Consider the following 12529-nt stretch of genomic DNA (forward strand, 5'->3'; position numbering starts at 1 on the left):
CCGACTCAACTGTCGGTTGACAAGGCATGTCACTTCCTGGCCTCGACCTACGCGGCATGCTCCCAGAGACAACCAGAAATTGCCTGAATTTCTTCTGCAGGGGCGGGGTTCTGGGCCCGTTTCTGTCGGTGGCCGGTGACAGAATTGTTCACATGAGCGAGACGGTGGCAGATCTGGGGCAGCGATACATCGCCGCCCTGTGGGACGCCGCCGCATCCATCGGGGCAGACGAGATCGCGATGCAACGCCTGGCCGGGCTGGTGGAGTCCATCGCCGAGGCCGAGGCCCAACTGGCCGGGCTGCGGCTGCACCTGCTCCACGAAGCCAAGCTCTCGGCCGCGGACGCGGTGATCGACGGGGTGCGGCAGTCGGTGCGCACCACCCCCGCCCAAGCCACCGCGACACTGCGCCTCGCGCAGGATTTGGGGGACCGGTTCCCGTTGATCGGCGCCGCGTTGAGTGAAGGCTCAGTGTCGGTGGCGCAGGCGGAGGCGATCGTCGCCGGGCTGCGGAGGCTCCCGGCGCGCCTGACCCGCGCCCAGCTGATCGAATGCCAGGAATTGATCCTGGCCCACGCCGACACCCTCGGCCCCGGAGAGTTGAGGATTCTGGCATCGCGGCTGGTCGAGGTGATCGACCCCCACGGGTCGGATGCCGACGACGCGACACGTCTGGCCCGGGAAGAGGCCGCCGCGCACCGGGACAGGTTCCTGCACCTGTCGCCCGATTTCCACGGGTCGATGCGGATCACCGGCCAACTCCCCGTCGCCGACGCCGCCCTCCTCACCGCGCAACTCGACGCCCTGATGCCAGCCGCCTCCACCTACGGCACCACCGGCGAGACCCCGAGCCGCGGCGCGCGCCGCGCCGACGCCCTGGTGCTGCTGACCCAGCACGCCTCAGGTGGCGGCACCCTGCCCTCGCATGGGGTGGACCGGCCCCAGGTCCACATCACCCTCAACTACGACACCCTCACCACCGGGCTGGGTGAGGTCAGCGTCCTCGGCGCGGGCGGGGTCGATGGTTTGTCGGCGGGGGAGGCCCGCCGCCTGGCCTGCGACGCGCGGCTGATCCCGATGGTGCTGGGCACCGGGTCGCGGCCACTGGACGTGGGGCGCACGCATCGTCTGTTCACCCCCGCCCTCCGGGCCGCACTCGTCGAGCGGGATCAGGGCTGTGTGTTCCCCGGCTGTGCCGCAACACCGGCCTGCTGTGAGGCGCATCACATCGTTCCGTGGTGGCAAGGCGGCGCGACGTGCCTCGCCAACGGCGTGTTGCTCTGCCCGTTCCATCATCGGCTGGTGGAGCCGGATCCGTTGCAGTCGGAGGAGTCCCAATGGCAGGTTCACCTCGACCTCGCCACAGGTATGCCGTGGTTCACCCCACCCCGGCACATCGATCCGGCGCGCAGGCCGAGGCAGCATCAACGCCACCGGCTGCAGCAACTCACACCCGGCGTCGGGGGACCACCCTGCCCACCCGACCCCGGCCTGCCTGACTCGGTCTCGCCGGTCGTGCCTGAGCGCCGTGCGCCGGATCTCGACGAACTCATCGGCCGCAGCTCCGCCGTCTGGGCTTCCGCCGGCTAGAGGTCAGCCCGCTGATTCACCAGGGCCCGACGACCCGCTCACGAGTGCAGGGCAGCGGACTCAGTCAGGGATTGATGTTCAGGTCGAGAACCCTCCCCTGAGAGCCAGGGTGGGGGACGGCAGGGCGGCACTGCGTAGCGGTGCCCAACCCGAGGATCGCCCAACCGGCATCCCGCTCAAGCAGGCCCGACCCCAACGCCGCCCTGCCGAGCCGCACCCGGGACCTGGCAACGCCACAAGCAGGGCGAGTGCGGGGAGACGCGAGACGACGCCCGGGCGGCCTCAACAACCCGACCACAAACCCTGGCCCTGACGACCTCAAGAACATGGACATCGGCCGCATGGGCATCGGCTCACGGCTCACGGCTCACCACACCCGACCACAAAAACCGCGTGAAGATGGAAGTCACAACCCTTCGAGACGGCACCCGCGCCTTCGGCGGCGCGCCTCCTCAGGGAGCGAAGGAGACGGGCCACGCCGCTCCGCGGCCGGCCCTCCTCAAGGAGCGAGGAACCCAGGCCACGCCGGCTTCGCGGGCGACCCTCTTCCGCCCAGGGAGCGGCAGGAGACCGGCACCGCCGCCAGGACCTGAACCCCCGACGAACTAGCGAAGACGAACCATTAGAGGGTCAGGCCCAACCGGTCCAGCAGCGGGGCGAGCTGCGGATCCCGGCCGCGGAAGCGACGGTAGGTCTCCATCGGGTCCACCGAGCCGCCGGGGGCCAGCAGCGTCCTGCGGAAGTGGCTCCCGGCCTCGCGCAGAGGGCCGGTCTGCTCGTCGAACCATGCCACGGCGTCGGCGTCCATCACCTTCGCCCAGGCGTAGCCGTAATAGCTGGCCGCGTATCCGCCGCCCCAGATGTGGGCGAAGTACTGCGACCGGTAGCGCGGCGGGACCAGGTCGTCGACCAGACCCCAGCGCTCGAGGGCCGCTCGCTCGAAGGCCTCTACCTCATCCGGCGAGGACGGCAGCTCGTCGAGGGGGGTCATGTGCCAGGCCAGGTCCAGGAGTGATGCCAGCTCGGTCTCTGCCGTGGCGTAGCCCTGGCCGAACCTGCTGGCGTCCTCCAGCTTGGCCACCCACTCGGGCGGCAGCACCCGCCCCGGCGTCCAGGCCCAGTGCTCGTTGACCTGGCTGGGGAACTCCACGAAGTCGCGAGACACGTTGGCGCCCGAGCGGGACGCGTACTTCGACTGCGCGAGCAGACCGTGGAGGGCGTGCCCGAACTCGTGGAACATCGTGATCACGTCATCCCAGGAGATCGACGTGGTGGCACGGGTGTAGTTGCAGTTGTTGGTTACCACTGGCAGCGTCGAGTCACGGGTGGACTGGTCAACGATGTTGCTCATCCAGGCGCCGCCCTGCTTGGTGGGGCGGGCCCAGAAGTCCATGAGGAACATCCCGAGGGTGGTGCCGTCGGCGTCCCGAACCTCGAAGACCTGGGTGTCCGGCGCGTGCCCCACCACGCCGTCGACGGGGACGAACGTGATGCCGTACAGCTCGGTGGCGGCGGCGTACACGGCCGCCAGCACCTTCTCCACCTGGAGGAACTCGCCGAGTTCGGCCTCGTCGAACGCGAACCGTTCCCGGCGCACCACGGCCTCGACGAAGCCCCAGTCCGCCGCGGAGAACTCAGCCCCCGGGGCGAGCTCGGCGTAGCGCGCCCGCAGGTCCGCCGCCTCCTCGCGGGCCTTGGCGAGCGCTGCCTGCGCGAGCGGCACCAGCATCTGCAGGATGGCGTCCGTGCGCTTGGCGCACCCAGCCTCGGCGACGATCGCCGCGTGGTGCGGGTACCCCAGCAGGGTGGCGCGTTCGGCCCTGGCGCGGGCGATGGCGACCACCACGGCACGAGTGTCGAACTCGCCGTCGAGGGCCCGCGTGGTGGAGGCCTCGAAGAGACGACGGCGCACGCCCGCATCGGCGAGCTTCACCGCCAACGGCTGCTGCGTGGTGTTGACCAGCTCGATCCGGTAGCCGTCGCCCGCGCGGAGGGAGGACCGCTCGTCGTCGGCCAGCCCCGCCAGCTCCTGCTCTGTCACGACGACGCCACCGGCGTTGCGGGCCTCCCGGTTGAGCTGCTCGAATCTCGTCGACAACTCCGCCAGCTGCTGGTTCAGCGCCCGGACCCGGGCCTGGGCCTCGTCATCGAGTTCAACACCTGCCCGGCGGAAGCTGCGGAGGAGCTCGTCCAGTGCGTAGCGGTCCTGCTCGTCCGCGGGGGTCAGGCCGCCGTCGATGCGTGCGCGCAGCCCCTCCAGTCTGGCGAACAGCGCCCTATCCAGGAAGATCGAGTCTGCGTGCGCGGCAAGCCTCGGCGACATCTCCTCGTCGATGGCGTCCAGATCCGGGGAGCCATCGGAGGAGTGCACGGCGTAGAACGCGTTGAGGGCGCGCCGCAGCGTGGCCTCGGCATCGTCCCAGGCGCCCAGGACGTTCTCGACCGTGGTCTCCGACTCGCCGTCGCGGATGAGCGCCAACCCGGCCAACTGCTCGGCCATGCCGATCTCGAAGGCCGAGCGGTAGTCCGTCGGGGTAGCGGCGGCGAAGTCAGGAAGCGCGAACGGCAGCGCGTTCGTCAGGACCGGATTGGTGGGCATGGGATCTCCTCGTCGTCGACACCAGTAGCCACGACACTGCCGCCGTGAGCACGGTCAATCCCACCATATGCAGGATCACGATGCCGACGGGCAGGCCGAGGAAGTACTGCAGGTAGCCGATGACGCCCTGGAGGGCCACCGTGATCAGCGTCAGCCTGGCCGCGCGGGCGGGGCGCGCCTGACGGGTGCGGGTGAACAGCCATACACAGGCCACGACGAGGGCCACCACCAGCCACGCGGACAGCGCATGGATGCGGGCCACCGACTCGATGTCGGCGCCGTTGCGCGGCGAGGCGGCGTCACCGGCGTGCGGGCCGGCCCCGGTGACCACGGTGCCGAGAACGATGGAGACCATCGAGGCCGCGAAGGTCGCGACGACCAACCAGCGGGCACCCGGCGCCACGGGGGTGGGGGAGACCCCGTAGCCCACGCGCAGCGCCCAGACGCACACCACGATGAGAACCACCGACAGCAGGAGGTGCGGCGCCACCCACACCGGATCCAGCTGGGTGAGCACGGTGATCCCGCCGACGATGGCCTGCAGCGGGATGCCGAGACCCACGCCGAGCGTGATCCACCACAGCTTCGAGCGGGCCCCGCGGTTGCGCCAGGCGGCGATGAACGCGCCCAGCGCGGCAGCGATCAGGACGAACGTGAGCAGCCGGTTGCCGAACTCGATCACGCCGTGGATCCCGTAGGCCTCGTGAGGGGTGTAGGACTCGTCGGTGCAGCGCGGCCAGGTGGGGCAACCCAGCCCGGAGCCCGTCAGCCGCACGACGGCGCCGGTCACGATGATGCCCATGTTGCAGATGAGGGAGATCCACAGCCAGCTGCGCAGCGCGCGCTCGCCGTCGACAAGTTTGGTCAGGACGTCCACTTGAATACCTTCCACGCCAGCGCGAGGGCCGCCGCACACCACAGTGCGGCCACCAGTACCGGCCAGCCTAGGGCCTGGCCCTGTGCCGCCGCCCTGAGGGTCTCGCCGAGGGCGCCCGTCGGCAGCGCCGCAACTACTGGCTGGGCCCAACCGGGGAACCGCGACACCGGCAGCAGGACGCCCAGCGGCATGCCGACCAGGTAGAGCAGGTTGGCCACCGCCAGGGTGGCCTCGGGCCGCAACGATCCGGCGATCGCCAGGGCCAACCCCGCGAAGGCGCCCATCGCGAGGACAGTCACGATGAGGGCCACGAATAACGACAGGGGCGTCAACGCCGGCCGCCACCCCAAGGCTGCGGCGATCAGTGCCAGGACCGTCACCTGGCCGGCGGTGATCAGGCTGATGCCCAGTCCCTTGCCGACGAGGATGCCCGGCTTGCCGAGTGGCGTGGCGGCCATCCGCTCGAGGACGTTGTAGCGGCGCTCGAACCCGGTGGCGATCGCCAGGGTGGTGAGGCAGGAGCTCCACATGGCCAGCGCGAGCACCGAGGGGGCGGTGTTCTGGAGGGTCAGCCCCAGCCTGTCGCCGAAGAACCGTCCGCCCACCAGGATGGCCACCGGGATGACCACGGCCAGCAGCGCCTGCTCGCCGTTGCGCAGGATCAGCGAGGCCTCGGTCGTAGCGTGCGCCCACACCCGGTGCCCGAGCGGTGCCGCGACGGCTGAGGGGGTGAAGTCCAGTGTCATGGGCGGTCTCCGGTGGTGTGGTGGAGGAAGGCGTCCTCGAGGCTGCCGTTGACCGTCAGGGCCGCCACGGTTCCCTGGGCGGTGACGCGCCCGCGGTCGACGATGTAGACGTGGTCCGCCAACGCCTCGGCCTCGTGCATGTCGTGGGTGGTGAGGACCACGGCGACACCGGCGTCGCGGAGCCGCTCCAACAGCTGCCACGTGGCGCGCCGGCCCCGCGGGTCCAGGCCTGCCGAGGGCTCGTCGAGGAAGACCAGGTCAGGGCGTCCGATCAAGGCGCCGGCCAGGTTGACGGCCTGCTGTTGGCCGCCCGACAGCCGCCGGTAGGGCGTGCGGGCGAAGCCGTCGATGCCCAGCAGGCCGATGAGCTCGTCCACCGGCTGTGGCGTGGCATACAGCTTCGAGAGGTACCGCAGGAGGTGCTCGGGGGTGATGCCGGACCAGGCGCCGGTGGCCTGGGGCATCAGGCCGATCCGGGGCAGGACCCGGGGCGAGCCGGGCGACTCGCCGAAGAGCGTCAGCTCGCCGGCGTCGGGGTGCGCGAGCCCCGTGCAGCAGCGGATGAACGTGGTCTTTCCCGCCCCGTTCGGGCCGAGGAGGGCAGTGATCCGCCCCGCGTCGGCCTGCAGGGTGAGGCCGGCAAGGGCCTGGGTCTGGCCGAACGACACCGTGAGATCGCGGGCATCGAGGACGGGCACCGGGACAGCCTAGCGCCGCCCACACAGCCGATTGTTTCGCGGTGCGCACCCCCCGGGGGTCTCGCACAGTGGACTTAGGGTGTCCTTGCTTGAAACTTGGAGGAGAATTGGAAAGACTGACGTAGGGTAATTCGAGCGGGAGGAGCGTCATGTCTGTTGAAACCATCGAGACGGTCGATCTTCCCACCCGTCGCCGCGTCGTGGACCTCATCCTCAACGACGGCCCGCAGACAGCCAAGCAGCTGGCGGAGCGCCTGCACCTGACCCCGGCCGCAGTGCGGCGTCACCTGGCGGTGCTCCTCACCAGCGGCGCTCTGACCTCCCATGAGCAGCGGGTGTTCGGCGCACGGGGCCGAGGCCGGCCATCGAAGGTGTTCGTGCTCACCGACGCAGGCCGCGCCGAGTTCCGGCAGGCCTACGACGACCTCGCCATCGCCGCACTCAGGAGGCTCGCAGTCGCCGCGGGTCCCAGCGCCATCCGGGGAATCGCCGAGGACCGGGTCGCCTGCATCGAGGAGCGGTTCAGCGCAGCCCGCGAGGCGGACCCGGAGCGACCGGCGGTGGAGATCCTCGTCGAAGCTCTGGCCGCGGACGGCTACGCGCCCTCCATCCGGCCGCTCCACAGCGGCGAACAGCTGCTTCAGCACCACTGCCCGATCGCCCACGTGGCGGCCGAGTTCCCGATCCTCTGTGAGATCGAGACCCAGCTCTTCGCCAAGCTGCTCGGCACCCACGTCCAGCGGCTGGCCACCATTGCCCACGGCGACGGGGTGTGCACCACCAACGTGCCCCACCGCCTGCCCACCCCTCAAATCCCGAGAAGAAAGTGACGGCAACTCATATGACTCAGACCGCACCGTTGGCCCCCGGACTGGGGTCCACGCAGGACGAACACATCGAGGCACTGTCCAACTACCAGTGGGGGTGGCACGACAGCGACTCCGCCGGCTCCACGGCCAAGCGCGGCCTCAACGAGGGCGTCGTGACCAACATCTCAGGGCTCAAGAGCGAGCCCGACTGGATGCGCGACCTTCGGCTCAAGGGGCTCAAGCTGTTCGAGAAGAAGCCCATGCCCACCTGGGGCGCGGACCTCAGCGGCATCGACTTCGACAACATCAAGTACTTCGTGCGCTCCACCGAGAAGCAGGCCCAGACCTGGGAGGACCTTCCCGACGAGATCAAGAACACCTATGACCGCCTGGGCATCCCTGAGGCGGAGAAGGCCCGCCTGGTCTCCGGTGTCGCGGCCCAGTACGAGTCCGAGGTGGTCTACCACAAGATCAACGAGGAGCTCGAGCGCCAGGGGGTCATCTTCCTGGACACCGACACCGCGCTGAAGGAGTACCCGGAGATGTTCCAGGAGTACTTCGGCACCGTCATCCCGGTGGGCGACAACAAGTTCGCCTCCCTCAACACGGCGGTGTGGTCCGGTGGCTCGTTCATCTACGTGCCCAAGGGCGTCCACGTCACCATCCCGCTGCAGGCCTACTTCCGGATCAACACCGAGAACATGGGCCAGTTCGAGCGGACCCTGATCATCGTCGACGAGGGCGCCTACGTGCACTACGTCGAGGGCTGCACCGCGCCGATCTACTCCTCCGACTCGCTGCACTCCGCCGTGGTGGAGATCATCGTGAAGAAGAACGCGCGCTGCCGCTACACCACCATCCAGAACTGGTCCACCAACGTCTACAACCTGGTGACCAAGCGCGCCATCTGCGAAGAGGGCGCCACGATGGAGTGGATCGACGGCAACATCGGCTCCAAGGTCACCATGAAGTACCCGGCGGTCTACCTGATGGGTGAGCACTCCCGCGGCGAGACGCTGTCGATCGCCTTCGCAGGCGCCGGGCAGCACCAGGACGCCGGCTCGAAGATGGTCCACTGCGCCCCGCACACGTCGAGCTCGATCATCTCCAAGTCCGTGGCCCGAGGCGGCGGCCGTTCCTCCTACCGAGGGCTGGTCAAGGTGGAGCCGGGCGCTTCACACTCGGCGTCGTCGGTGAAGTGCGACGCGCTGCTGGTGGACAACATCTCGCGCTCGGACACCTACCCCTACGTCGACGTCCGCGAGGACGACGTCTCGATGGCCCACGAAGCCACCGTGTCCAAGGTGTCGGAGGATCAGCTGTTCTACCTGATGAGCCGCGGCATGGGCGAGGACGAGGCGATGGCCATGATCGTGCGCGGCTTCGTCGAGCCCATCGCCCGCGAGCTGCCCATGGAGTACGCGCTGGAGCTCAACCGGCTCATCGAACTGCAGATGGAAGGCGCGGTCGGCTGACGCCCGCCCTCAGACCGCACCCCCACCTTTCCAGAAAGTGACTGCTGCATTGACCACTGCAACCATGCCCACCCTCGACGGCGCCGCCAACGTCGCCGGGGCCATCGAGACCATCGAGTCGCACCTCCACCCGGAGCCCAGCTTCGACGTGGCCAAGCACCCCATGCCCACCGGCCGCGAGGAGATCTGGCGCTTCTCACCACTCAAGGCTCTCCGTCCGCTCCTGGCCGAGGGCGACGCGCTGGGCGGCCTCGACTGGGCGGGCGAGGTTCCCGACGGCGTCGAGATGCGCGCAATCCCGGCGGCTGAGGCGCGGGAACGCGCCATTGAGCCCCCCGTCGACCGGATCGCAGCTATCGCGGCGCAGCGCACCGGCGAGGCGGTCTACCTGAACGTGCCCGCCGAGGCCGTCATCGCCGAGCCCATCGTGTTCACCGCCACCGGCAGCGGCGGCCCCGCCGCCGAGTCGTTCATCGCGGACTTCGGGCGGCACTCCCGCGCCACCCTCGTGCTGCACTTCGAGGGCTCCGCCCAGTACGCCGCCAAGTACGACTTCCGCGTCGCAGACGGCGCCGAGATCAACCTCGTCTACGTCAACGACTGGGCCGAGGACACGGTGCACGGCGCCCAGATCTCCGTCCAGGTGGGCCGCGACGCGCACGTCCGCACCATCCACACCTCCCTGGGCGGCAAGGCCATCCGCATCGCGGAGCGCGCCAGCTTCGCCGGCCCGGGCGGCTCCGTGGAGCAGTTCGGCCTGTACTTCGTCAACGGCGGCCAGCACGTCGAGCACCGCATGTTCGTCGACCACAACGAGCCCCACACCAAGAGCAACGTGGACTACCGCGGCGCGCTGCAGGGCAAGGGCGCGCACTCGGTGTGGATCGGCGATGTCCTGATCCGCAAGGTCGCCAAACAGATCGAGACCTACGAGTCCAACAAGAACCTGGTGCTGACCGACGGCTGCCAGGCGGACTCGGTGCCCAACCTCGAGATCGAGACCGGCGAGATCGCCGGCGCCGGCCACTCGTCGACCACGGGTCGCTTCGACGACAATCAGCTGTTCTACCTGATGAGCCGCGGCATCACTGAGGACGAGGCGCGGCGCCTCATCGTGCACGGCTTCTTCAACGACATCATCCGCCGGATCGGTGTTCCCGCCATCGAGCAGCGCCTGCTGGCCCAGGTGGAGCGGGAGCTGGAGCTGGTCCACGGGAGCACCGCGACGAAGGAGCACGAGTGAGCTTCGTCACCGTCGCCCAGGTCGTTCAGCTCGATCAGGCCAAGCCGCTCGCGGTGGACGTCGACGACGAGCTGACCGTGGCCCTCGTCCTCCACGGCACCGAGGTCTACGCCATCGAGGATCAGTGCAGCCACGGCAAGGTCGCGCTCAGCGAGGGCGACGTCGTCGGCGGCACCATCGAGTGCTATCTGCACGGCTCCACGTTCGACCTCGCCACCGGCCGCCCGCTCAACCTGCCCGCCACCGCACCCGTTCGGGTGTTCGCGTGCCGCATCGAGGGAGGCGACGTCCAGATCGACGTCGACGCCCCCGCCACCACCTACTGACGCACGGGGGCGAGCCCCCCGCGGACCCCCAACTCGATTCACTCAGGAGAACCAGCACCCATGTCCACTCTTGTCATCTCCGACCTGCACGTCGACGTCATCACCGAGGAGGGCAACAAGCCCATCCTCAAGGGCGTCAACCTCACCGTGAAGCCGGGCGAGATCCACGCCATCATGGGCCCCAACGGCTCCGGCAAGTCCACGCTGGCCTACGCCATCGCGGGCCACCCCAAGTACGTCATCACGCAGGGTTCCGTCACCCTCGACGGCGTGGAGCTCACCGAGCTGAAGGTTGATGAGCGCGCCCGAGCGGGTCTGTTCCTCGCCATGCAGTACCCCGTCGAGGTGCCCGGCGTCTCCGTCGCCAACTTCCTCCGCACGGCCAAGACCGCGCTCGACGGCGCCGCGCCGAAGGTCCGCACCTGGGTCAAGGAGGTCGAGGCCGCGCTCGGCCGGATGCAGCTCGACAAGACGTTCTCGGCGCGTTCCGTGAACGAGGGCTTCTCCGGCGGCGAGAAGAAGCGCCACGAGATCACCCAGCTGGAGCTGCTCAACCCGAAGGCCGCGATCCTCGACGAGACCGACTCCGGCCTCGACATCGACGCGCTGAAGATCGTCGCCGAGGGCGTCAACCGCTACTCCGAGCAGGGTGACCGCGCGGTGATCCTCATCACGCACTACACCCGCATCCTGCGCTACATCGAGCCCACGTTCGTGCACGTGTTCGTCGACGGCCGCATCGTCGCCGAGGGCGGCAAGGAGCTGGCCGATGACCTCGAGGCCACCGGCTATGAGGCCTACGTGAAGGCGTCCGCGAACGCATGATGACGCCCCCGCGCAGGTTGAGCCAGCCGCGGCGCGTAGCGCCCGCTGCTGCGTCGAAACCCACGTCCCCCGCTGGAGAGCTGATCGCTGATGACTGACGCCCTGGACGTCGAGGAGATCCGCGCGGACTTCCCGATCCTGCAGCGCGGGGTGGGGGAGTGGCCGCTGGTCTACCTCGACTCGGCCAACACCTCCCAGAAGCCGCGGCAGGTGGTGGACGCGATCGCCGAGCACTACCTGCAGCACAACGCGAACGTTGCCCGCGCCATGCACCTTCTCGGCGCTGAGGCGACGGAGGCGTTCGAGGGTGCCCGGTCCAAGGTCGCGGGGTTCATCGGGGCGGGGCGGACCGAGGAAATCGTCTTCACGAAGAACGCCTCGGAGGCCCTCAACCTGGCCGCGCACACATTGGGATCCCGGCTGAAGCCGGGCGACGAGGTGGTCGTCTCCGTGATGGAGCACCACTCCAACATCGTGCCGTGGCAGCTCGCCTGCCAGCGTTCCGGTGCCACTCTGCGGTGGTTCGACGTCACCGACGAGGGCCGCCTCGACCGCGAGGCCGCCGAACGGGACGGGCTCATCAACGAGCGCACGAAGGTGGTGTCTCTGACGTGGGTGTCCAACGTGCTCGGCACCCGCAACCCGATCGCGCAGATCGCGGCCCAGGCCCACGCCGTCGGCGCCGTCATGGTGGTGGACGCCTCCCAGGGCGTCCCGCACCAGGCCACCGACGTCGCGGCACTGGGGGCAGATCTGGTGGCGTTCACAGGACACAAGTTGTGCGGGCCCACCGGCATCGGTGTCCTCTGGGGCCGCTACGACCTCCTCGCCGACCTGCCCCCCTACATGGGTGGCGGCGAGATGATCGAGGTCGTCGAGATGAGCCACTCCACCTACGCCCCGCCGCCGCACCGCTTCGAGGCCGGCACCCCGCCGATCGCCCAGGCCGTGGGGCTCGGCGCCGCCGTCGACTACCTCATGGGCGTCGGCATGGAGCGGGTTGCCGCGCATGAGCAGCAGCTCACCGAGTACGCCCTGGCGAAGCTGACCAGCATCGACGGCCTCGTGCTGCTCGGTCCGGGCGAGGCGGTGGACCGCGGCAGCGCCGTGTCGTTCAACATCGCCGGGGTGCACCCCCACGACGTGATGCAGGTCCTGGACTCCCGCGGGGTCGCGATCCGCGGCGGCCATCACTGCGCGCGCCCCCTTCACAAGCGGCTCGGCCACCAGAGTTCAACGCGGGCGTCGTCGTACCTCTACACCACACCCGCCGAGATCGACGCGCTGGCCGACGCCCTGGTGTTCACCCGCAACTACTTCGCGCCACGATTCGGAGGCTGAC

General features: G+C 69.3%; 11 protein-coding genes. 7 read left to right on the forward strand and 4 right to left on the reverse strand.

The annotated features are described in order from the left end of the window. The first annotated feature begins 152 nt into the window (after window positions 1-152). Entirely contained in the window at window positions 153-1589 is a 1437-nt protein-coding gene (locus tag H5398_RS07295) for an HNH endonuclease signature motif containing protein (protein WP_182799575.1), read from the forward strand. Between the two features lie 622 nt (window positions 1590-2211). Here H5398_RS07295 and H5398_RS07300 read toward each other — a convergent pair. The 4 genes from H5398_RS07300 to H5398_RS07315 are packed head-to-tail and all read right to left on the reverse strand — an operon-like array spanning window position 2212 to window position 6509. Continuing rightward, entirely contained in the window at window positions 2212-4188 is a 1977-nt protein-coding gene (locus tag H5398_RS07300) for a M3 family metallopeptidase (RefSeq protein WP_182799576.1), read from the reverse strand. After that, on the reverse strand, window positions 4139-5065 hold the full coding sequence (locus H5398_RS07305) for a heme A synthase (RefSeq protein ID WP_370585750.1): 927 nt from the start codon (window positions 5063-5065) through the stop codon (window positions 4139-4141). The genes H5398_RS07300 and H5398_RS07305 overlap by 50 nt, the downstream gene beginning before the upstream one ends. Continuing rightward, window positions 5053-5811, reverse strand: coding sequence for an ABC transporter permease (locus tag H5398_RS07310; RefSeq protein WP_182799577.1), 759 nt, complete (start codon window positions 5809-5811; stop codon window positions 5053-5055). The genes H5398_RS07305 and H5398_RS07310 overlap by 13 nt, the downstream gene beginning before the upstream one ends. Continuing rightward, entirely contained in the window at window positions 5808-6509 is a 702-nt protein-coding gene (locus H5398_RS07315; RefSeq protein ID WP_182799578.1) for an ABC transporter ATP-binding protein, read from the reverse strand. The genes H5398_RS07310 and H5398_RS07315 overlap by 4 nt, the downstream gene beginning before the upstream one ends. A 149-nt stretch (window positions 6510-6658) precedes the next feature. Here H5398_RS07315 and H5398_RS07320 point away from each other — a divergent pair, with 149 nt between their 5' ends. The 6 genes from H5398_RS07320 (at window position 6659) to H5398_RS07345 (ending at window position 12528) form a co-directional block, all read left to right on the forward strand. Next, on the forward strand, window positions 6659-7339 hold the full coding sequence (locus H5398_RS07320) for a metalloregulator ArsR/SmtB family transcription factor (protein ID WP_182799579.1): 681 nt from the start codon (window positions 6659-6661) through the stop codon (window positions 7337-7339). Between the two features lie 11 nt (window positions 7340-7350). Then, window positions 7351-8793, forward strand: a complete 1443-nt coding sequence (gene sufB / locus H5398_RS07325) for a Fe-S cluster assembly protein SufB (RefSeq protein ID WP_182783046.1) — start codon at window positions 7351-7353, stop codon at window positions 8791-8793. Between the two features lie 64 nt (window positions 8794-8857). Beyond that, window positions 8858-10036: a Fe-S cluster assembly protein SufD gene (gene sufD, locus H5398_RS07330; protein ID WP_182783045.1), complete on the forward strand. Its 1179-nt coding sequence runs from the start codon at window positions 8858-8860 to the stop codon at window positions 10034-10036. Next, the gene (locus tag H5398_RS07335) at window positions 10033-10362 is read left to right on the forward strand and encodes a non-heme iron oxygenase ferredoxin subunit (RefSeq protein ID WP_182783044.1); all 330 of its coding nucleotides are present in this window, start codon (window positions 10033-10035) and stop codon (window positions 10360-10362) included. Before sufD ends, H5398_RS07335 begins: the two co-directional genes overlap by 4 nt. A 60-nt stretch (window positions 10363-10422) precedes the next feature. Next, window positions 10423-11187: a Fe-S cluster assembly ATPase SufC gene (sufC, locus tag H5398_RS07340; protein WP_182783043.1), complete on the forward strand. Its 765-nt coding sequence runs from the start codon at window positions 10423-10425 to the stop codon at window positions 11185-11187. A 90-nt stretch (window positions 11188-11277) separates the two neighbouring features. Then, entirely contained in the window at window positions 11278-12528 is a 1251-nt protein-coding gene (locus H5398_RS07345) for a cysteine desulfurase (RefSeq protein ID WP_182783042.1), read from the forward strand. Window position 12529: the final 1 nt, after the last annotated feature.

Origin of the sequence: Tessaracoccus sp. MC1679 (assembly GCF_014164775.1) — a bacterium.
Classification (GTDB): Bacteria; Actinomycetota; Actinomycetes; order Propionibacteriales; family Propionibacteriaceae; genus Arachnia.

What these genes read in the sequence shown, in the direction of transcription:
- H5398_RS07295 (WP_182799575.1), top strand. Translation starts at nt 153, where the DNA reads ATGAGCGAGACGGTGGCAGATCTGGGGCAGCGATACATCGCCGCCCTG.
- H5398_RS07300 (WP_182799576.1), bottom strand. Translation starts at nt 4,188, where the DNA reads ATGCCCACCAATCCGGTCCTGACGAACGCGCTGCCGTTCGCGCTTCCT.
- H5398_RS07310 (WP_182799577.1), bottom strand. Translation starts at nt 5,811, where the DNA reads ATGACACTGGACTTCACCCCCTCAGCCGTCGCGGCACCGCTCGGGCAC.
- H5398_RS07320 (WP_182799579.1), top strand. Translation starts at nt 6,659, where the DNA reads ATGTCTGTTGAAACCATCGAGACGGTCGATCTTCCCACCCGTCGCCGC.
- sufB (WP_182783046.1), top strand. Translation starts at nt 7,351, where the DNA reads ATGACTCAGACCGCACCGTTGGCCCCCGGACTGGGGTCCACGCAGGAC.
- sufD (WP_182783045.1), top strand. Translation starts at nt 8,858, where the DNA reads ATGCCCACCCTCGACGGCGCCGCCAACGTCGCCGGGGCCATCGAGACC.
- sufC (WP_182783043.1), top strand. Translation starts at nt 10,423, where the DNA reads ATGTCCACTCTTGTCATCTCCGACCTGCACGTCGACGTCATCACCGAG.
- H5398_RS07345 (WP_182783042.1), top strand. Translation starts at nt 11,278, where the DNA reads ATGACTGACGCCCTGGACGTCGAGGAGATCCGCGCGGACTTCCCGATC.